Annotated in this window: 22 protein-coding genes; 6 read left to right on the top strand and 16 right to left on the bottom strand. The window is 71.1% G+C overall.

Annotation, left to right across the window (positions count from 1 at the left end):
- Positions 1-174: 174 nt before the first annotated feature.
- Positions 175-1,146 carry a zinc-binding dehydrogenase gene (locus tag ACWGI8_RS04090; RefSeq protein ID WP_453658500.1) on the top strand — a complete coding sequence of 324 codons (972 nt, stop codon included), beginning with the start codon at positions 175-177 and terminating at the stop codon, positions 1,144-1,146.
- A gap of 102 nt (positions 1,147-1,248) precedes the next feature.
- Here the strand turns inward: ACWGI8_RS04090 and ACWGI8_RS04085 are convergent, their stop codons facing one another.
- The 3 genes from ACWGI8_RS04085 to ACWGI8_RS04075 form a co-directional block, all read right to left on the bottom strand.
- The gene (locus tag ACWGI8_RS04085; protein ID WP_453658499.1) at positions 1,249-2,427 is read right to left on the bottom strand and encodes a phosphotransferase; all 1,179 of its coding nucleotides are present in this window, start codon (positions 2,425-2,427) and stop codon (positions 1,249-1,251) included.
- A gap of 247 nt (positions 2,428-2,674) precedes the next feature.
- Positions 2,675-3,403 (bottom strand): HAD family hydrolase, encoded by a 729-nt coding sequence (locus tag ACWGI8_RS04080; protein WP_453658498.1) that lies wholly within the window; start codon positions 3,401-3,403, stop codon positions 2,675-2,677.
- Between the two features lie 38 nt (positions 3,404-3,441).
- Positions 3,442-4,302, bottom strand: coding sequence for a winged helix-turn-helix domain-containing protein (locus tag ACWGI8_RS04075; protein ID WP_453658496.1), 861 nt, complete (start codon positions 4,300-4,302; stop codon positions 3,442-3,444).
- A 213-nt stretch (positions 4,303-4,515) separates the two neighbouring features.
- On the opposite strand from ACWGI8_RS04075, the gene ACWGI8_RS04070 reads away from it, so the two are divergent.
- On the top strand, positions 4,516-4,683 hold the full coding sequence (locus tag ACWGI8_RS04070; RefSeq protein WP_453658494.1) for a hypothetical protein: 168 nt from the start codon (positions 4,516-4,518) through the stop codon (positions 4,681-4,683).
- Positions 4,684-4,696: 13 nt separating this feature from the next.
- Here ACWGI8_RS04070 and ACWGI8_RS04065 read toward each other — a convergent pair whose 3' ends face one another.
- Positions 4,697-5,944: a GNAT family N-acetyltransferase gene (locus ACWGI8_RS04065; RefSeq protein WP_453658492.1), complete on the bottom strand. Its 1,248-nt coding sequence runs from the start codon at positions 5,942-5,944 to the stop codon at positions 4,697-4,699.
- Positions 5,945-6,051: 107 nt separating this feature from the next.
- Positions 6,052-6,717 carry an RsiG family protein gene (locus ACWGI8_RS04060; protein ID WP_453658490.1) on the bottom strand — a complete coding sequence of 222 codons (666 nt, stop codon included), beginning with the start codon at positions 6,715-6,717 and terminating at the stop codon, positions 6,052-6,054.
- Between the two features lie 146 nt (positions 6,718-6,863).
- Between ACWGI8_RS04060 and dtd the strand changes: the two genes are divergently transcribed.
- Positions 6,864-7,289 (top strand): D-aminoacyl-tRNA deacylase, encoded by a 426-nt coding sequence (gene dtd, locus ACWGI8_RS04055; protein WP_453658488.1) that lies wholly within the window; start codon positions 6,864-6,866, stop codon positions 7,287-7,289.
- A 9-nt stretch (positions 7,290-7,298) separates the two neighbouring features.
- On the opposite strand, the gene ygfZ is transcribed toward dtd, so the two are convergent.
- From ygfZ to ACWGI8_RS04040, 3 genes are all read right to left on the bottom strand, one after another.
- Positions 7,299-8,279, bottom strand: coding sequence for a CAF17-like 4Fe-4S cluster assembly/insertion protein YgfZ (gene ygfZ / locus ACWGI8_RS04050; RefSeq protein ID WP_453658486.1), 981 nt, complete (start codon positions 8,277-8,279; stop codon positions 7,299-7,301).
- Positions 8,280-8,289: 10 nt separating this feature from the next.
- Positions 8,290-8,727, bottom strand: a complete 438-nt coding sequence (locus ACWGI8_RS04045; protein ID WP_453658484.1) for a Fur family transcriptional regulator — start codon at positions 8,725-8,727, stop codon at positions 8,290-8,292.
- A gap of 114 nt (positions 8,728-8,841) precedes the next feature.
- Positions 8,842-9,414 carry an FABP family protein gene (locus ACWGI8_RS04040; RefSeq protein ID WP_453658482.1) on the bottom strand — a complete coding sequence of 191 codons (573 nt, stop codon included), beginning with the start codon at positions 9,412-9,414 and terminating at the stop codon, positions 8,842-8,844.
- 313 nt (positions 9,415-9,727) lie between these two features.
- On the opposite strand from ACWGI8_RS04040, the gene ACWGI8_RS04035 reads away from it, so the two are divergent.
- Positions 9,728-10,090 carry a DsrE family protein gene (locus tag ACWGI8_RS04035; protein WP_453658480.1) on the top strand — a complete coding sequence of 121 codons (363 nt, stop codon included), beginning with the start codon at positions 9,728-9,730 and terminating at the stop codon, positions 10,088-10,090.
- A 71-nt stretch (positions 10,091-10,161) separates the two neighbouring features.
- On the opposite strand, the gene ACWGI8_RS04030 is transcribed toward ACWGI8_RS04035, so the two are convergent.
- The 8 genes from ACWGI8_RS04030 to ACWGI8_RS03995 all read right to left on the bottom strand — a co-directional run bounded on the left by ACWGI8_RS04030 (position 10,162) and on the right by ACWGI8_RS03995 (position 15,461).
- Positions 10,162-10,446 (bottom strand): DUF3099 domain-containing protein, encoded by a 285-nt coding sequence (locus tag ACWGI8_RS04030; RefSeq protein ID WP_453658478.1) that lies wholly within the window; start codon positions 10,444-10,446, stop codon positions 10,162-10,164.
- A 106-nt stretch (positions 10,447-10,552) separates the two neighbouring features.
- Positions 10,553-10,840: a DUF1416 domain-containing protein gene (locus ACWGI8_RS04025; RefSeq protein ID WP_017945923.1), complete on the bottom strand. Its 288-nt coding sequence runs from the start codon at positions 10,838-10,840 to the stop codon at positions 10,553-10,555.
- Positions 10,841-10,884: 44 nt separating this feature from the next.
- Positions 10,885-11,730 (bottom strand): sulfurtransferase, encoded by an 846-nt coding sequence (locus tag ACWGI8_RS04020; protein WP_453658476.1) that lies wholly within the window; start codon positions 11,728-11,730, stop codon positions 10,885-10,887.
- 149 nt (positions 11,731-11,879) lie between these two features.
- Positions 11,880-11,960: a putative leader peptide gene (locus ACWGI8_RS04015; protein ID WP_350310325.1), complete on the bottom strand. Its 81-nt coding sequence runs from the start codon at positions 11,958-11,960 to the stop codon at positions 11,880-11,882.
- A gap of 293 nt (positions 11,961-12,253) precedes the next feature.
- Positions 12,254-12,943, bottom strand: coding sequence for an LmeA family phospholipid-binding protein (locus tag ACWGI8_RS04010; RefSeq protein ID WP_453658474.1), 690 nt, complete (start codon positions 12,941-12,943; stop codon positions 12,254-12,256).
- Between the two features lie 215 nt (positions 12,944-13,158).
- Positions 13,159-14,274 carry a hypothetical protein gene (locus ACWGI8_RS04005; RefSeq protein WP_453658472.1) on the bottom strand — a complete coding sequence of 372 codons (1,116 nt, stop codon included), beginning with the start codon at positions 14,272-14,274 and terminating at the stop codon, positions 13,159-13,161.
- Positions 14,275-14,284: 10 nt separating this feature from the next.
- Complete coding sequence (locus tag ACWGI8_RS04000; protein ID WP_450718855.1) at positions 14,285-14,539, bottom strand: MoaD/ThiS family protein; 255 nt, start codon at positions 14,537-14,539, stop codon at positions 14,285-14,287.
- Positions 14,540-14,594: 55 nt separating this feature from the next.
- The gene (locus tag ACWGI8_RS03995; RefSeq protein ID WP_453658470.1) at positions 14,595-15,461 is read right to left on the bottom strand and encodes an alpha/beta hydrolase; all 867 of its coding nucleotides are present in this window, start codon (positions 15,459-15,461) and stop codon (positions 14,595-14,597) included.
- Between the two features lie 254 nt (positions 15,462-15,715).
- On the opposite strand from ACWGI8_RS03995, the gene ACWGI8_RS03990 reads away from it, so the two are divergent.
- Positions 15,716-16,519 carry a winged helix-turn-helix transcriptional regulator gene (locus tag ACWGI8_RS03990; protein WP_453658468.1) on the top strand — a complete coding sequence of 268 codons (804 nt, stop codon included), beginning with the start codon at positions 15,716-15,718 and terminating at the stop codon, positions 16,517-16,519.
- 22 nt (positions 16,520-16,541) lie between these two features.
- Positions 16,542-17,567, top strand: a complete 1,026-nt coding sequence (locus ACWGI8_RS03985; protein ID WP_453658466.1) for a LacI family DNA-binding transcriptional regulator — start codon at positions 16,542-16,544, stop codon at positions 17,565-17,567.
- The last annotated feature ends 503 nt before the right edge of the window (positions 17,568-18,070 follow it).

Raw genomic sequence — 18,070 nt, 5'->3', positions numbered from 1 at the left:
CAGAGCGTACGCACCACGGGCTGCGGGGCGCGGGCCGCGGGCTTGCCTGGCACCGGCTGCCTGACACGGGCTGCCTGACTCGGAGGCTTGACCTCAACCGAGGTTTAAGTTCCAGACTTCTGCGTACGGGCTCCGGAACAGCCGGAACGCCCATCCGGAGGGGGAGTGGACAGCATGCGTGTGGCACAGGTGGTCGCGTTCGGGGGCCCGGAGGTGCTGGTCCCGGCAGAGGCACCGGAGCCGGAGGCGGGCCCCGGCCAGGTGGTGGTCGACGTCACCGCCGTCGACACGATCTTCGTGGAGACCCAGGTCCGGGCGGGCTGGGGCACGGACTTCTTCCCGGTGCGGCCTCCGTACGTACCGGGCGGCGGTATCGCCGGCGCGGTACGGGCGGTCGGGGCCGGCGTGGACGAGGCCTGGCTGGGCCGCAGGGTCACCGCGTCCATCGGCTTCACCGGCGGCTACGCGGAACGGGCCGTCGCGGCCGCCGAGTCCCTGGCGCCCGTGCCGGACGGACTGTCCCTCACGGACGCGGTGGCACTGATCCACGACGGCGTCACCGCGACCGCGCTGCTGGACACGACAGGACTGAAGCCGGGCGAACGGGTACTGATCACCGGTGCCTCGGGCGGCATGGGCACGCTGCTCGTCCAGCTGGCGAAGGCGGCGGGCGCGTACGTCGTCGGCGTCGCCCGGGGTGAGCGCAAGACCGCGCTGGTACGGGAGCTCGGCGCCGACGCCGTGGTCGACGCGGCGGTCCCGGGCTGGCCGGAGCGCGCTCGCGAGGCGCTCGGCGGTGGCGGCGCCGACGTCGTCCTCGACGGCGTGGGCGGCGACGTCGGCCTCGCGGCCTTCGCCCTCGCCACCGACGGCGGCCGTTTCTCCGCACACGGCGCTCCGACGGGCGGCTTCGCCCAGGTCGACCCAAGCGAGGCGGAGCAGCGGCGCGTACGCCTCCTCGGTATCGCGGACCTCCAGCTCTCCGCCACCGCGCACGCCGAGCTGGCCGCCCGCGCTCTCGCGTCCGCGGCCTCGGGCGCCCTGCGCCCGGTGATCGGCGGCACGTTCCCGCTGGACCGCGCGGCCGAGGCACATGCGGCGATCGAGTCCCGAGAGCTGCTGGGGAAGGTGGTCCTCACGGTCTGAGCTCGCCATCGGCTCCCGTCCCTCCGCGACCCTCGGCGCACCCTCGGAACACCTCGTCGCCCCCTCGGCGCACCCTCGGCGCCTTCGCCCGGCCGGCGCCGATCAGGACGCGGACGAAGTGAGCGGCTGCCGGGGGCGCTTGCACCAGGCGTCCAGGGCGTCGGCGATGCGCCGGGCGGGGGGCGAGGACGCCATGCCCAGCGGACGGGCTCCGCGGGCCAGGACCGCGTGCAGTCGCTGCGCCGTACCGTCCAGCAGAGGCCGGTCCGGCTCGGGCCCGGCGCCCAGCGTGAGCGCCGAGCGGATGACGTCGGTGAAGACGGACTGCGCGGCCTTGAAGGCGAGCAGCCGGTCCAGGTCCTCGTCCCAGCCCTGCGAGCCTCCCTCCAGGACGTCTTCGACCGTGTGCGCCCAGGCCCGGGCGACGGCCCTGGCCTGCAGGCGGGGATAGCGCGCGAGATACAGATGGGTGGCCAGGTCGTAGAGGGGATCACCGACCATGGCCAGCTCCCAGTCGATCGTCCACGCCGTCGCCTGGGCGTCCAGGATGAGGTTCTCCCGGTGCAGGTCCCCGTGGAGCAGGCAGAAGGGCCGCTTCCGGAGCCCGTCGGCCTGCTTCATCAGGATGTCCAGGGAGGCATCCGTGATGCCGAGGTCCGCGAAGAGTTCCCCGTACGCGGTGATGTGGTCCCGGTAGACGCGCGTCTCGACGAAGCGGATCAGGCGCTCCAGAAACCCGGCGGTGTCACCGTCCTTGGGGCGGTCGTCCGGGTCACAGGTCCGTTCGAGGTCGAGCTGGGCGGGCCGGATGGCCGCCAACTCCCGGAAGAGCGTGAGAAGTTGCCGCACGACGGGCCACGGCACCCGTTCCCCGTCGCCGCACACCGATCCCAGGGTGGCGCCTTCGACGAATCGCATCAGCGGAACGTTCTCGACCTCGATGATGCCGGGGAGGCTGCTGACACGGCCCTGGAGCTCCCGGATCAGCTGCTCCTCGGAGGCGAAGCACCTGCGGTCGAACCAGAAGAGCCCGTTCCTGGGTTCCCGGCACTTCCAGCGCACCCGCCCGGCCGCACCGGCGCCCGCTCCCGCACCGGCGCCCGCCCCATCACCCGCGTCGGCGCCATCGCCAGGGCCCGCGTCCCCGACCACACCGGGCGGCAGAGGAAACACGTACGTCTCGTGGTGATAGCCCTGGAGCGGTCCCTCGGGCAGCTCGCCGTCCCCGCTGAGCTCGACGGCTAGCCGAAGCGTTGCGGACATCGGTTCGGCGGCGGCCATGGCGTGCAACTCTCTCGCCCGAGGTGATGCCAGACGTAAGAAGTGCACGCTACCGCCTCACTCGCCCCGGAGTCTGCGGCAGTCGGGTCCGGCTCGGCACTTCCGGGCGTAAATGCGCTCGTCCGTACGACACCCGCGGCACGGTGGCCCACCGGTCGGGTGTCGTCCACGCCTTCAGTGAGATGTCCGGCTGCGCCGTCCCGAGCCTCGAAGGCCGCGGCGACGAGCGGGCCGAGCGTCCGGCTCCTCACCGGACGCCGCCGCCTGCCGGCCGGGGCCGTCCGATGTTCCGCACTGTGCGGAGCACCGGCTCCAGCGATTCCAGGACCACCGTCGCGCCCGCGGCGCGCAGCCGGTCGGCGCGGTGGGCGCCGTGGGCGTAACCGAGGAAGCCGACGCCCGCGGCGCGAGCGGCGTGGAGGTCGGCGGGGGTGTCGCCGATCATCAGGGACGTGGCCGGGTCGGCGTCGAGGGAGGCGAGGGCGCGCAGGACGCAGTCCGGGTCGGGCTTGAGGCGGCCGAGGTCGGTGGTGCGTCCGTGGATGTGGCGGGCGAAGCACCCGTGCAGCCCGCGGCGTGTGAGGTACTCCTCCGCCACCTTCGGCGAGTTGTTCGTGGCGATGGCCAGGCCCACGCCGACCGCGCTCCAGGTGCGTATCAACGGGTCCGCGTAGGCGGTGGGCCACGCGCTCGCCGTGGCGTGCAGCTCCTCGAGAGTGAGCTTCTCCTCCAGCCCCTCGACCAGTTCGCTGCCGGGCTGCAGCCTGCTCACCGCGCGCAGGACGGCGTGCGGGTCGGCGGAGGCCCGCTCCTCCTCGGTCAGCAGCACATGGCTGCCCCGTTTCTCCAGCCACTCGACCAGTCTCTCCGCGACGTCGTGGTCCCGGTGACCGGCGAAGAGACGGCAGATGGGGCCGTCGAAGTCGAAGAGGACATGCTCGGCTCCGGCGATCATGTCCTCGATGGTCCCGGCCACGCGCGCCGCCTCTTCCGTATGTGCCGCATCAGAATTCACTAAGAGAGTGTCAGGTTCGTGGCGATGGTGTTCCAGAGTGCGTCGAACCACATCTGCGACTGCTGGACGAACGCCGCGTCGCGCGGTCCGTTCCCGGCGGCGAAGGGGAAGAGGAGCGACTGCATGCCGAACGCGTCGAACATCTCCACGGTGGTCGAGTCGATCTCCTCCTCCCGCCGGGTGACGGTGTAGTACGCGAAGAGGGCCTCGGAGCCGTTCAGTACGTACAGCTTCACGGGCGGGGTGAGCGGCAGCGCGCGGAAGGTGACCTTGACGTCGATGCCGTGCGAGGTGTGCAGGGCGAGGAGGTTGTGGCGCAGGACCAGGCCCTGGGCGTTGCGCTGGTCCAGCCAGCGCTGGTGGACCAGGTTGTCGTCCTCCGGGGCAGCGACGGGGGTCGGGAAGGCCAGATCGATGTTGCGGTCGGGCAGCAGGAGGCGGGCCTCCACGCTGTCCGGCTTGATCCGCCCCTCATGGATCAGCCGCAGCGGTTCGCTCAGCGCCAGCATCAGGGTCTCGGCGGTGAGACCGACCGCGTCGATCCGGACGTCGGGAGCGGAGAACGCCTCCACCATCCGCGGGGCGAGGACCACCATCGTCGGCTGCGGAGGGGGGACCACGGCCCCGGACCCGCCGGCGAGATCGGCGACCCGGGCCGGCGCGCCCCTGGTCACATGGGTGAGCAGACCGTCGTCCTGAAGGATCTTCAGTGCCTGCCGCACGATGCCGCGCTCCACGCCGAACTCCTCGACGAGCTGCGACTGCGTGGGCATGTGATCGCCGGCCCTGAGCGCGCCGCTGCGGATGCGGCCGCGCAGAGTGTCGGCGATGTCATGGTGTGTCGGCTTTCTTCCGTTCATCGCGCCGCCTTCGTGGTTCACAACTCGACGCTACAACTCTCCGCCAAGTATGTGGAGTTGCGCGACCGAGGTTATGCACGACCGCCAAGTGGGGACAACTCAAAGTGAGTTGGCACCAACTTTCGAAACATGGTCGAAGTGAGCCTCCAGCACCCCGAGTTGGCAGATCCTTCGACACCTGCGCTCCTCCCCGACCCCAAGGAGGGACCTGCCATGCCGCTCATCACCTTCGCCGTCGAGGAATTCGTCCAGTGGCGGTTCGGCTTCATGGGCCTGGTCGGCCTGGGACTGCTGAGCTTCGGCCTGCGGGCCAAGAACCCGACATGCACCGGCGTCGGCAGCATCGTGCTGGCGCTCCTCCTCCACTCCGCCTCGGCATAGGCGGCCGGGCCGGTCAGAAGATGTCCGGGCACCACGCGCGCCGCGGTGCCCGGAACACCGCGTCCGCCAGCGCCGCCGCGCCCGGGCGCTCCTCCGTGACACGACCCAGGGCCCGGAGCCGCAGTACCGATTCATCGCCCAGATACAGAGTCCCCAGTTCCCGTACGTCCAGGGAGAGATCGGCCGGGAGGTCCGTCGGGGCGCACTCCGCGACACCCTCGGCCGACACCTCCAGCCGGAACCGGCCACCGGCCAGGCCCGCCGGGTCGTGCAGATCCAGGACGAGAGCGCCGGGAGTGGCGTACGTACGCGCCTCCAGGGCCCGTACGACATCCAGCACCCGCACCCACAGGAAGTCCGCGTGCGTGACCGTCCTGACGGCGCGCGCGTCGGGGAAGAGGAGCGGGAGAAGGTCGTCGGGCGCGCGGCGGCCCGACTTCACCGTGGTGATCCAGTCGACCGAGCAGACGTAGTGCCACAGGGCGCGCTCGGCGGCGGGCGAGACCGCGATCAGTTTCTGGACGACCGCCGTGTTGTCGGGCTGTCCGGCGTCGGACCAGCTGATCTCGGCGGTGTAGACGACCAGGCCCTCCACCTCGCCGGCCGCCGAGCGGTACAGCGCGTAGTACGGCTCCTTCCAGGGCTCGGAGCCTGATTCCTCCAGCCCGGTGTTCACCCGCCACCAGCGCTCGTCGCGGTCGGCGGCCCCGGCCTGCCGGGCGCGGAAGCGGTCGTAGAGACCGGGGCCGAGCGTGCGCACCTCCTCGGCGTCGGCCAGATCGATCCGGCCCCCGTCCTCGGGGCCCGACCAGCGCGGATCGAGACCGGTGCGCGCGACGTCGATGCTCCATTCGGTGTACCAGGCGGCGGGCCCGAAGCCGTACCGCCCGTAGATCGGGTACTCGGCGGCGATCAGCGTCGAGACGATGTCACCGCGCTCCTTCGCGGCCGCCAGGTCCGCGGTGATCATCCTGGTGAGCAGTCCGCGACGGCGGTGGGTCGGCGAGACGGTGACGGCGGAGACGGCGTTCGCCGGGACGACCGCACCGCCGGGGACCGTGAGCTCCTGCGCGAACGAACGGTACGTCGCGACGCAGCGGCCGCGGTCGAAGGCGCCCTGGATGCGGGTCAGATCCGTATGCGCCAGCCGGCTCGCGGCCTGCTCCTCGCTGACCAGCGGGTCCTGCAGAAAACCGGTCTTGCAGGCACTCAGCCAGCCGGCGAAGTCGGACTCGGTGACGGTACGCACATCAGGGCTCATGCCTGCACGCTATGCGCCGACACCTCGCACGTCACAGGCTTTTCCGGGCCCGCGGGACCGGAGCCGGAACGCCGCCCGGACCTCCCCGACCGGGCGTATCGCGTGCTTCAGATGAGCAGGTCGTCCACTTGCGCTTCCCCTTCGCGGTACCTGCGGGCGATCTCCGCGCTGCAGTCGTCGGCGGTCCGCTGCAGCTGCTGGCGCTGCCGCGAGACCTGCTGCTCGTAGCCGGCGAGCCGCCCCATCGCCGTATGCAGTTCCTCGTCCGTACGGGCATCCAGGTCCGACAGCTCCACCTCGGCGAGCATCTCCGAGGCCAGCCGCCGGTACTCCTCGCCACGCGGCGTGGACAACGTCACGTGCCGGGCCGAGCTGCCGCGCTGCGACGGCGGATCGGCGAGGATCTGCGAGAGCCGGTCGACGACCGCGGCGTCCGGGCTGGTCAGGCCCACTCCGCCGACCGCCACCGGGGCCACGGGCACCGGTGGATCCGTCCGCCGGGACAACTCCGAGCGCAGGATGTCGATACGGCCCTGCAGCAGCCGCCGCACATAGCTGAGGTCCGCCTCGTCCCGCTGCGAGTCGCGGCGCAGCGCCCGCAGCTCCGGGAGCCGCAGGGCGGCGAGGTCGTGTGTACGGGGCTCGGGCGGCAGGGTGCCCGCGGTGCGCTGCGCGGGCGGGCGCACGGCCCCTGCCCCGCTGCCTGTACCGGCCCCGGTGCGGGTGGTCATCGGTACGGGACCGGGCGGCTGCCCGATGCCAGGTGTGCTCATGCGTGAATCAGTCCCCTCGACCGGTGCATGGGGTCTTCCCAGGCCCGGAGAGCCGAGGGGACGCACCGCCTCCGTGCATCGTGCCATTACGAACGGTGCCGGTGCAGGCGGTCTACACCCGTTCAGCCCCCGATAGGTTGGTCTGTATGCGTGCAGTGGTGCAGAGGGTCGACGGCGCGAGCGTCGTGGTGGCCGGTGAGACCGTGGGCGAGATCGTCGGCGAAGGGCTGTGTGTGCTGGTGGGAGTCACCCACGGGGACACACCGGAGAAAGCGGCACAGCTCGCCCGCAAGCTGTGGTCGGTAAGAATTCTCGACGGTGAGAAGTCCTGCTCGGACGTGAATGCGCCCTTGCTGGTGATCTCTCAGTTCACTCTCTATGGGGACGCCCGGAAGGGCCGCCGCCCCACCTGGAACGCGGCGGCGCCCGGCGAGATCGCCGAGCCGCTGGTCGACGAGGTGGTGGCGCAGCTGCGGTCGCTGGGGGCGCATGTGGAGACGGGCCGGTTCGGAGCGGAGATGCGGGTCTCGCTCACGAATCACGGCCCGTTCACGGTGCTGCTGGAGGTGTGAGGTCTGCCCCTAGGGCTCGACGACCGTCTCCTGGGCCGCGGCCGTGCCCCCCGCCAGCAGCGGCGCGTCCACCGGCACATTCCGCTTCACCAGTGCGAGCGCGATCGGGCCCAGCTCGTGGTGGCGGGCCGAGGTGGTGATGAAGCCCAGCTGACGGCCGTCCTCCCCGTCCGCGGCCAGCCGGATCGGCGTGCCGTGCCCGGGCAGGTGCACCTCGCTGCCGTCCAGATGCAGAAAGACCAGCCTGCGCGGCGGCTTCCCCAGGTTGTGGACGCGCGCCACGGTCTCCTGACCCCGGTAGCAGCCCTTCTGCAGGTGCACGGCCGTGCCGATCAGCCCGATCTCGTGCGGAATCGTGCGGTGGTCGGTCTCGAAGCCGAGCCGCGGGCGGTGCGCCTCGACGCGCAGTGCCTCGTAGGCCAGGACCCCGATCGCGGGGCCGTTGGCCGCGGCGTACGACTCCAGGTCGGCGCGCGGCAGGAACAGGTCGCGGCCCTGCGGGGTCTCCCGTACGGCCACACCGTCCGGGACCTCGGCGATCGAGCCTGCGGGCAGATGCACGACCGCGAACTCGTCCGTACGGTCGGCGACTTCGACCTGGTAGAAGAACTTCATCGACTCCAGGTAGGCAAGGAGCGCCTCCTGGGTGCCGGGCTCGATGTGCGCCCACACCGTCTCGCCGTCGTCCACGAGATAGAGCGCGTGCTCGATGTGGCCGTGCGCGGACAGGATCAGGGCCTCGGTGGCCTGCCCGGACGGCAGGTCGCTGACGTGCTGGGTGAGCAGCAGATGCAGCCAGCTGAGCCGGTCACTGCCGGATACGGTGATGACGCCCCGGTGCGAGAGGTCGACGAGACCGGTGCCGTCGGCGAGTGCGCGCTGCTCGCGGAACAGATCGCCGTAGTGCGCGGCGACACCTTCGTCAGGTCCCTCGGCGGGGACGGCGCCGGGCAGGGACAGCAAAGGGCTGATCGTTGAATGTCGCTGCATACGCACAAGCCTACGACTGGTCAGCAGCGGCCTTGCGGGCGCACTTGCGGCACTGACCGAAGATCGCGAAGTGCTTCATGTCGGTCTCGAAACCGAACTTCTCGCGGAGTTCGGCGGTGAAGCCGGAGGCGACCTGTACGTCCGCCTCGATCACGTCCCCACAGTCCCGGCAGACCAGGTGCATGTGGTGGTGGCGGTCGGCCAGGTGATACGTGGGCGCGCCGTGGCCGAGATGGGCGTGGGAGACCAGCCCCAGCTCCTCCAGCAGCTCCAGGGTCCGGTAGACCGTCGAGATGTTCACCCCGGACGCGGTCTTGCGCACCTCGACGAGGATGTCGTCGGGGGTCGCGTGTTCCAGGGTGTCGACGGCTTCGAGGACAAGCTGGCGCTGCGGAGTCAGGCGGTAGCCGCGCTGCCGCAGATCGCTCTTCCAGTCGGTGCTCACCACGTGTCCAGTGTAGGCAGCGCGATCCGGGCGGGCGGGGGGATCACGGATCGCCCCTCGGCGCCCGGCCCGGGCCGGCACCCGGGCGAAGGCCCGGGCCCGGAAAGAACCGAAGGACTACTTGAAGAACGCGATGCCGTCGTCCGGCAGGTCACCGAGGTCCTTGGCCCAGGACTCGACCTGCTCCGGGGTGACGACCTTCTTCAGATGCGCCGACATGTACGGGCGCAGCGGCACCTCGGGGGTGGCCTTCTCGCCGACCCACATCAGGTCGCCCTTGACGTAGCCGTAGAGCCGCTTGCCGCCGGTGTAGGGACCGGATGCGGCGGTCCGCGCGACCGCGTCCGTCACCAGGTCGATCTGCGGCTTCTGGTCGGCGAGATCGCCGTACCAGATCTCCACGATGCCCTGGTCGCGGACCATGACGATCTCGACCTTGCGGTCCTTGTCGATCCGCCAGTAGCCGGACTCGGACTCCAGCGGCTTGACCTTGCTGCCCTCGGAGTCCAGCACCCAGGTGTGCGAGACGTACTCGATGAAGTCACGCCCGTCGTGGCTGAACGTCACGGACTGGCCGAAGTTGCACTTCTCGGCGCCGGGGAAGTCCGAGACGCCCGCGCCCTCCCAGGTGCCCAGAAGAAAGGCGAGGGGGACGAGGCCGGGGTTGAGGTCGGACGGGATCTCGATCATGAGTGGCTCAGGCGATCTGTGTCTGTGACGGCGACGGTGTCTGGGGCGGGGGTCAGCGCTGGCCCTGGTACAGCTTCTTCACGGTCAGACCGGCGAAGGCGAGGACGCCGACGCAGACCAGGACCAGCAGGGCGGAGAAGAAAGCCTCAAGCACGGGGTGCTCCTCGGGTGCGCGGGGGCGGTAGGGCCGAGCCCCAGCCTAATGGGTGGGAGCCCGGCCCTCTCTGCGAGGTCGCCGACGAGTCAGCCGAGCAACTGGTTCCACCCCTGCCTCCCGGCCGGAGTCGCACTGCCGCGCATTACAGTTCGGCATATGGCGAAGAAGCTCGTGATCAAGGTGACCGCCGGGGCCGACGCCCCCGAACGCTGCTCGCAGGCCTTCACGGTCGCGGCCATCGCCGTGGCCAGCGGCGTCGAGGTCTCCCTCTGGCTGACCGGCGAATCGTCATGGTTCGCGCTGCCGGGCAGGGCCGCGGAGTTCGAACTGCCGCATGCCGCGCCGCTGCCGGACCTGGTCGAGTCGATCCTGGCCGCCGGGCAGATCACGCTCTGCACCCAGTGCGCCGCCCGCCGCGAGATCACGGAGAAGGACGTGATCGAGGGCGTACGGATCGCGGGCGCGCAGGTCTTCGTCAGCGAGGCGATGGCCGACGACACCCAGGCGCTCGTCTACTGAGCTCGTCCACTGAACTCGTCCACTGAACTCGTCCACTGGGCTCGTCCACCGACAACAGGCCGTCCGACGCCTCACTGGCGCTGGTTGTCCGGGCCGGAGCCGGGTTTCCGCTTGCCGTCGAGCTCGTCCCACCACTCGTCGGACTGCGGATCGCCGGACGGATCGTCCCACCACCGGTCCTCGGGCCCCCGCCGGTTCGCCACCACCGCCGCGAGCGGCGGAATGACCATGGCGACCACACACATCCCGACGGCGGCCGGCACCGACCAGAGCCGCACGAAAGCCCAGGCGGATACGAAGAGGACGAGGCATACGCCCATGAGCAGGAAGTAGGCGTGACGGCGCCGCGCGTACATACCTCCAGCGTAGGCCGGGGCGCCGGGAACGGCACGAAGGGCCGCATCCCTCAGTAAGGCGTCCAACCCCCTGGGATGCGGCCCTCCGGCCGGTCGAACTGCGCCGTCAGACGGCGATGGCCACCTCGGAGAGGCCACCGGTCTGGGCGACGACCGTACGGTCCGCCGTGGCGCCCGGGACGAGGGCGCGCACGGTCCACGTGCCCTCGGCCGCGTAGAAGCGGAACTGTCCGGTCGCCGAGGTCGGGACCTCGGCGGTGAACTCGCCGGTCGAGTCCAGCAGGCGCACGTAACCGGTGACGGGCTCGCCGTCGCGGGTCACCTGGCCCTGGATGGTGGTCTCACCGGGCTTGATCGTCGAGGCGTCGGGGCCGCCGGCCTTCGCTCCACACATTCTTTTCTTTCCTTACGGTCGGGGGAGGGCTGAGTGCCTGGGGCTTACTTGTTGGCGCCGAGCTCGATCGGCACGCCGACGAGGGAGCCGTACTCGGTCCAGGAACCGTCGTAGTTCTTGACGTTCTCGACACCGAGCAGCTCGTGCAGGACGAACCAGGTCAGCGCGGAGCGCTCACCGATACGGCAGTAGGCGATGGTGTCCTTCGCCAGGTCGACCTGCTCGTCGGCGTAGAGCGCCTTGAGCTCGTCGTCCGACTTGAAGGTGCCGTCGTCGTTGGCGTTCTTGGACCACGGGATGTTGCGCGCGGACGGGATGTGGCCCGGACGCTGCGACTGCTCCTGCGGGAGGTGCGCCGGGGCGAGCAGCTTGCCGCTGAACTCGTCGGGGGAGCGCACGTCGACCAGGTTCTGGTTGCCGATCGCGGCGACGGCGTCGTCACGGAAGGCGCGGATCGAGGTGTCCTGGGCCTTGGCCTTGTACTCGGTGGCCGGGCGCTGCGGGACGTCGGCGCCGTCGACCAGGTCGCGGGAGTCGAGCTCCCACTTCTTGCGGCCGCCGTCGAGGAGCTTCACGTCCTGGTGACCGTAGAGCTTGAAGTACCAGTAGGCGTAGGAGGCGAACCAGTTGTTGTTGCCGCCGTAGAGGACGACGGTGTCGTCGTTGGCGATGCCCTTCTCCGACAGGAGCTTCTCGAAGCCGGCCTGGTCGACGAAGTCACGGCGAACCGGGTCCTGGAGGTCCTTCTTCCAGTCGATCCGGACGGCGTTCTTGATGTGGTTCTTGTCGTACGCCGAGGTGTCCTCGTCGACCTCGACGACGACGACCTTCGAGTCGTCCAGGTGGGCCTCGACCCAGTCGGCGTCTACCAGGACGTCGCTGCGGCTCATGCTGTTTCTCCTCCGGGGCAGTGTGCGGCGGGTGGTGCGCGGAGATCGTGCGCGAGGGGTGTGCGGGTACGCCGCATTGGCGACCGGCACGGGGGCCCTGGCCTGTCGGTGCTCAGAGGGCCCGGGGAATGCGGAAGTCTGGCTTCCGCTCAGAAAGTGCGACAGAGCATGGCGGCGACGCGGCACAGGTCTACTGCCCGCCGCTTCGTGAGATCCGCCTGTCGCTTCATGCGTCCGATCGTAGGGACGAGTCGGCAGCCATGTCACCGTTGTGTCGCATTTTGAGACGCGATCGTCCGCAAGGTGGGACGCGCGTTCGATGCGGGGCCCGTCCGGCAGGCTCCCGGAGCTCGCCGCCCCTTCGGCATCTACGGACCGGACGTCGCCGTCTCAGCATCCGGCCACCAGGCCGAAATCTTCCCTTTACGTCCCTCTTCGTACGCCCTCGCTTCGTACGTCCCGCTTCACACGCCCCGCTTCACGCGCCCTGCTTCACGCGCCCTGCTTCATGCGTCCCGTCGGGTCAGCCCGCCAGCGGGATGTTCGTACCCGCGACCGTGATGACGATGCCGTCCGAGGCCGCCTCGACCTTCTCCAGCTTCAGGCCCTCCGGCAGCCCGCTGACCTGCCGGTCGAAGTCGGTCTTCTGGCGGACCAGATCCTCGAGCCGGGGTATGCCCTCGCCCGGAACCTTGTCGGCACGCACCCGGATCGTGTCGCCGTCCACCAGGCTGACCGTGGACACCACGCTGCGCGAGAGCGAGCGGCCGAGGATGCTGACCGTTCCGGTGACCTTCACCTTGCCGTTCCCGCCGTAGGAGACGACCACGTCCTGCTCGGCCGCCTTGGTGAGGTCGTCGTACGCGATGCGGACCGTGCCGGTCGCGGTCGCCGCGGTGGCGGTGGAGTAGCCGTTCCCCAGGCGCACGTCGTGCAGGGCCGCGGACATCTCGCTGATGACGACCTTGCGGCCGTTCGCGGTCGTCTCGATGTCGCGGACGTTGACGTCGACCCGGTCGAGCTCCTTGCCCGCGACCTGGGTCAGGAAGGGGAAGCCCTGGATCGACACCTCGGTCGCGCCGGACAGGCCCTGGCGGGCCTTGATCCGGTCCGCCGCCTCCGACTCCGCGTAGTTCAGCAGGAGCCGGTCGGCGATGGCGAAGAGCCCGCCGATGATCACGACGGTGATCAGCAGTATTCGCAGTGCGCGCATGACTTCGGTGTTCCCCCACCCTGTACTGGCCGGCCCCGGACCGGAACGGCCTGAATGATCGACGTCCCGCCGCACGCTATTGGTTCCCGACAGGTTCGGGCCAGGGGCTTCACTGCCGGCCGGACCGGCGCGCAACCAGGGGGACGGCCGGTCAGACCAGCGCGCAACCAGGGAGACGGCCGGCCGGACCGGCGCGCAACCAGGGGGACGGCCGGTCAGACCAGCGCGCGGCCCAGCAGGTACACGGCGGGCGCCGCGGCCGTGAGCGGCAGGGCGATACCGGCGGTCATGTGGACGAAGCGCGACGGGTAGTCGTAGCTGGCCACCCGCAGGCCCACGAGCGCGCACACCCCGGCGCCGAGGCCCAGCAGCGCGCCGTCCGCGCCCACGCCGGTGACCCCGCCCGCCGCGACACCGGCGCCCGCGGCGGCCAGCAGCGCCACCACGACGGACGCGGCACCCGGCAGCGGCAGCGCACGCGCGAGGGCCGCGACCGCGACCGCCGTACCTCCGATGACCACCGCGTCCGGCACTGCCGCGAGATACCCGGCCGCGACGATCGTCAGCGCGGCCGACGCGACCGTCGCCATGAGGCCGTACATCCGCTCGTCCGGGGAGGCGTGACTGCGCAGCTGCAGCACGAGCGTGAGCAGCACCCAGACGCCGAGGGTCCCGATGATCGCGGCCGGGGCGTGCTCCCGGCCCGCGGTGAGCAGCGCGATGTCCGCGGCGAGGCCGCCGGCGAAAGCGAGGGCGATGCCCTGCCGGGCGGGCCACATGCCGTTCAGCCGGAACCAGCCGGCCGCGGTGAGGGCCTGCAGCATGATCAGCGGAACGAGAAGCAGATAGGTCGACGCGTCGGCGGTCGCCGCGAGCAGCAGGCCGATAGCGGCCGTCAGTCCGGCGGGCTGCATCCCCGGCGCGATGATCGGCGAACGCCCCTCGGCGCGGGCCCGCTGCGCATCGGTGATCCGGGCGTTGCCCATGGTCGTGGGCGCGCTGTACGCGGGCTCCTCACCGGCCGGAGACGCGGCCTGCGGTTCATGGGCGGCACGCTGCGGCTCGTGTGCGACGGGTGCGGCCGGCGCCTCGGGAGGCAGCGGGTACGCCCCGGAAGGCGCCTGCGCAGGCACGTACGCCGTCTCGGCGGCGGCCTGCCCGTACGGAACGGGCTGGGGATGCTGGGGGTGCTGGACGGGCTCGACTGTCGGCTGGTACTGCGTGTCCCAGGTCTGGCCCTCCCACGTCTGTGTGACGTTGGGGTCCTGGTGGTTCTGCCCGTACGGATCGTGGTCGTACGAACCGTACGGATACTGCTGATCGCTGCTCATGATGTGCGGTTCACCCTCCTGCGAACGGCGGGAGCACCTCGACCGTGCCGCCCTCGGCAAGCCGTACGGTCTCATGGCCGCGGGTCCCGACAGGGTCACCGTCGACCAGGAACGAACACCGCTGGAGTACCCGGACGAGCTCGCCCGGGTGCCTCTCGCGGGCGGCGTCCAGCGCTTCGGCCAGGTTCTCCGCGGCGTACGGCTCCTCGGCCACCCCCGCGGCGGCCTTGGCCGCGGCCCAGTAGCGGATGGTCCCCGCTGCCATGGCGACACCCCTCTCAGCGGCTCGTCTCTTCGGCTCGTCGACTGTCCATGATGGGCTATGCCCGGACGAGCCAGTCCGCGAGGCGCCCCAGCAGCTCGTCGTCCGCCGCGTTCTCGGCGTGGCCCATGCCCGCCTCCAGCCAGAGCTCGGACGGCCCGGCGGCGGCCAGCATCCTCGGATGGTCCAGCGGAAAGTACGGGTCGCGGTCGCCGTGGACGATCAGCAGCGGGGTCGGAGCGATGAAGGGGACCGCCTGGACCGGGGAGAGCGGGACCGGGTCCCATTCGTCGTGGTGGATCCGGGTGCCGAGGCCGTACCGCCCCACCAGACGTCCGACGGGCCTGGTGACCACCCAGTGCAGCCGCCGCATCGGGGCGGTACCGCGGTAGTACCAGCGGGCGGGCGCACTGACCGCGGCGACGGCGTCCGTGGCCGCGAGGGCGTCGCGTGCTCCGGTGAGCCCCTCGTGCGCCCCCGGAGCCGCGCCGTCCGCCGCGCCGTCCGCCGTCCCGTACAGCGCCGCATGCCGCAGGACCACCGATCCGCCCATCGAGAAGCCCACCGTCACCACCCGCCGGTGTCCGAGGGAACGGGCCCACGCCACCGCCGCGGCCAGATCCAGCACCTCGCGGTCGCCCACCGTGGAGCGGCCGCCGGACCTCCCGTGACCACGGAAGGAGAAGGTGACGACGGACGCGTGGGCCGCGAAGACCCGTGCCGCCCGCCGTACCGCCGGCCGGTCCACCGACCCGGTGAAACCGTGCGCGACGACGATCGCCGTGCCGTCGGCACCGGTCGTGCACGGCTCATGGACGGCCTCGATACGCACTCCGTCGGAGGTCCGCAAAGTTGCACGTTGTGGACTCCGGGTGATCGAGGAAACATCCAGAGTGTGAAATCGACCCACCGACACGGAACTCATGTGGGCTATTCTCTGGGAAGAGGATCCGGGCGACGCAGCCCCCGGGTCCTTTTGTGTTTCCTGTCCGTTGTTACAGGCAGGTGAACGAAACGATCGCGGAACCCCGGGGCGCGGGGGCCGCGGCCGGGAAAGAAGCAGTGCCGTAAACGTCCTCGCAGGGACCGAGGAGGAACCGACGTTATGGGCGAGCGAACCGTGCACGACCGAAAGACGACGACCCAGGCAGGAACGACGGCCCAGGCAGGTGGGGCGCGATGAGTTCTCTGCTGCTCCTCACCAACGCCCTCCAGCCGTCCACGGAGGTGCTTCCCGCTCTCGGCCTGCTGCTCCACAACGTGCGGGTGGCCCCGGCCGAGGGCCCGGCCCTCGTCGACACCCCCGGCGCCGACGTGATCCTGGTCGACGGCCGGCGCGATCTTCCGCAGGTGCGCAGCCTCTGCCAGCTGCTCCGCTCCACCGGGCCCGGCTGCCCGCTGCTCCTCGTCGTCACGGAGGGCGGTCTCGCGGCCGTCACCGCCGACTGGGGCATCGACGACGTGCTGCTGGACACCGCGGGTCCCGCCGAGGTGGAGGCCCGTCTGCGGCTCGCCATGGGCCGGCAGCAGATCACCGCCGACGACTCCCCCATGGAGATCCGCAACGGCGATCTGTCGGTCGACGAGGCGACGTACAGCGCGAAGCTGAAGGGCCGGGTCCTGGACCTCACCTTCAAGGAGTTCGAGCTGCTGAAGTACCTGGCCCAGCACCCCGGCCGGGTCTTCACCCGGGCCCAGCTCCTGCAGGAGGTCTGGGGCTACGACTACTTCGGCGGTACGCGCACGGTCGACGTGCATGTACGGCGGCTGCGCGCCAAGCTCGGCCCCGAGCACGAATCCCTGATCGGCACCGTACGGAACGTGGGATACCGCTTCGTCACTCCGGAGAAGGTCGAGCGGGCCGCGGAGGAGGCCGCCGCGAAGGCGAAGCAGGCCGCCGCGGAATCCGTCACCCGGTCGGCGGACCGGATCGCGGACGATGTCGAGAACGTCGAGGCGGCCGTACGCCCTGCCCAGAGGTAGTCACCACGCGTAGACTGCGCGCGTGGCCAAGGTGACGCGGGACGACGTAGCGCGACTGGCGGGTACTTCGACCGCTGTCGTGAGTTACGTCATCAACAACGGACCCCGGCCGGTCGCCCCGGCCACGCGCGAGCGGGTACTCGCCGCGATCAAGGAGCTGGGCTACCGGCCCGACCGGGTCGCGCAAGCGATGGCCTCGCGGCGTACGGACCTCATAGGCATGATCGTTCCGGATGCCCGGCAGCCGTTCTTCGCGGAGATGGCGCACGCCGTGGAACGGGCCGCTGCCGACCGCGGAAAGATGGTGCTCGTCGGCAACTCGGACTACCGCGACGAGCGCGAGGTCCACTATCTGCGGGCCTTCCTCGGGATGCGGGTCGCCGGACTGATCCTGGTCAGCCAGGGACCGAGCGAGCGTGCGGCGGCCGAGATCGAGGCGTGGGACGCCCGGGTGGTGCTGCTGCACGAGCGGCCCGAGGCGATCGACGACGTCGCGGTCGTGACGGACGACATCGGCGGCGCGCAGCTCGCCACCCGGCATCTGCTGGAGCACGGCCATCCGTACGTCGCCTGTCTCGGCGGGGTCGAGTCGACCCCGGCGGTGGGCGACCCGGTGGCCGACCACGTCGAGGGCTGGCGGCGCGCGATGCTGGAGTCCGGGCGGTCGACGGAGGGCCGGCTCTTCCAGGCCCCGTACAACCGCTACGACGCGTATGTCGTCGCGCTGAAGATCCTGTCCGGGCCCGACCGGCCGCCGGCGATCTTCTGCGCCACGGACGACCAGGCGATCGGCGTCCTGCGGGCGGCACGCGAGCTGCGGATCGACGTACCGGGGGAACTGGCGGTGGCCGGCTTCGACGACGTCAAGGAAGCGGCGCTGACCGATCCGCCCCTGACCACGATCGCCTCCGACCGCCCGGCGATGGCCCGCGCGGCGGTGGACCTGGTCCTCGACGACGGACTGCGAGTGGTCGGCTCGCGCCGCGAGCGGGTGAAGCAGTTCCCCTCGGCCCTGATAGTCCGCCGCTCCTGCGGCTGCGAAGTCTGACCCCCGGGGGTGCGGGGCACCCCCGGGCCGGGCCCCGCGGCGTGGCCGGACGGCCCTCGCGGCACGCGAGCCGCCGCATCCCGCCAGGGGTGCAGGGTCCCCGCCCCCAGAGCGGCACCCCGCGGCACCCACGCGCCCCGCGAAGCCGCCACGTTGCCAGACAGTCCCCTGCGGCACGCGAGCCGCCGCATTCCGCCAGGGCTGCTGGGCTCCCGCCCCAGGCACGGCACCCCCGGGCGCCCACCCACCCCACGAAGCCACCGCGTCGCCAGACAGTCCCCCGCGGCACGCAAGCCTTCCCATCCCGCCAGAGTGCAGGGCCCACGCCCAAGGCACGGCACCCCGCGGCACCCACCCACCATGCGAAGCCACCGCGTCGCCGCACAGCCCCCGCGGCACGCAAGCCTCCCCATCCCGCCAGAGTGCAGGGCCCACGCCCAAGGCACGGCACCCCGCGGCACCCACCCACCATGCGAAGCCACCGCGTCGCCGCACAGCCCCCG

The sequence above is a fragment of the Streptomyces sp. NPDC054841 genome, from assembly GCF_053611045.1.
This window is presented reverse-complemented; position numbering and strand designations above follow the sequence as displayed.

Coding starts and splice junctions, on each gene's coding strand:
- ygfZ (WP_453658486.1), bottom strand. CDS start 8,279: ATGCAGCGACATTCAACGATCAGCCCTTTGCTGTCCCTGCCCGGCGCC.
- ACWGI8_RS04085 (WP_453658499.1), bottom strand. CDS start 2,427: ATGGCCGCCGCCGAACCGATGTCCGCAACGCTTCGGCTAGCCGTCGAG.
- ACWGI8_RS04025 (WP_017945923.1), bottom strand. CDS start 10,840: ATGTGTGGAGCGAAGGCCGGCGGCCCCGACGCCTCGACGATCAAGCCC.
- ACWGI8_RS04015 (WP_350310325.1), bottom strand. CDS start 11,960: ATGAAGCGACAGGCGGATCTCACGAAGCGGCGGGCAGTAGACCTGTGC.
- ACWGI8_RS04070 (WP_453658494.1), top strand. CDS start 4,516: ATGCCGCTCATCACCTTCGCCGTCGAGGAATTCGTCCAGTGGCGGTTC.
- ACWGI8_RS04040 (WP_453658482.1), bottom strand. CDS start 9,414: ATGATCGAGATCCCGTCCGACCTCAACCCCGGCCTCGTCCCCCTCGCC.
- ACWGI8_RS04065 (WP_453658492.1), bottom strand. CDS start 5,944: ATGAGCCCTGATGTGCGTACCGTCACCGAGTCCGACTTCGCCGGCTGG.
- ACWGI8_RS04060 (WP_453658490.1), bottom strand. CDS start 6,717: ATGAGCACACCTGGCATCGGGCAGCCGCCCGGTCCCGTACCGATGACC.
- ACWGI8_RS04030 (WP_453658478.1), bottom strand. CDS start 10,446: ATGTACGCGCGGCGCCGTCACGCCTACTTCCTGCTCATGGGCGTATGC.
- ACWGI8_RS04010 (WP_453658474.1), bottom strand. CDS start 12,943: ATGCGCGCACTGCGAATACTGCTGATCACCGTCGTGATCATCGGCGGG.
- ACWGI8_RS04035 (WP_453658480.1), top strand. CDS start 9,728: ATGGCGAAGAAGCTCGTGATCAAGGTGACCGCCGGGGCCGACGCCCCC.
- ACWGI8_RS04075 (WP_453658496.1), bottom strand. CDS start 4,302: ATGAACGGAAGAAAGCCGACACACCATGACATCGCCGACACTCTGCGC.
- ACWGI8_RS04090 (WP_453658500.1), top strand. CDS start 175: ATGCGTGTGGCACAGGTGGTCGCGTTCGGGGGCCCGGAGGTGCTGGTC.
- ACWGI8_RS04020 (WP_453658476.1), bottom strand. CDS start 11,730: ATGAGCCGCAGCGACGTCCTGGTAGACGCCGACTGGGTCGAGGCCCAC.
- ACWGI8_RS04005 (WP_453658472.1), bottom strand. CDS start 14,274: ATGAGCAGCGATCAGCAGTATCCGTACGGTTCGTACGACCACGATCCG.
- dtd (WP_453658488.1), top strand. CDS start 6,864: ATGCGTGCAGTGGTGCAGAGGGTCGACGGCGCGAGCGTCGTGGTGGCC.
- ACWGI8_RS03990 (WP_453658468.1), top strand. CDS start 15,716: ATGAGTTCTCTGCTGCTCCTCACCAACGCCCTCCAGCCGTCCACGGAG.
- ACWGI8_RS04000 (WP_450718855.1), bottom strand. CDS start 14,539: ATGGCAGCGGGGACCATCCGCTACTGGGCCGCGGCCAAGGCCGCCGCG.
- ACWGI8_RS03995 (WP_453658470.1), bottom strand. CDS start 15,461: ATGAGTTCCGTGTCGGTGGGTCGATTTCACACTCTGGATGTTTCCTCG.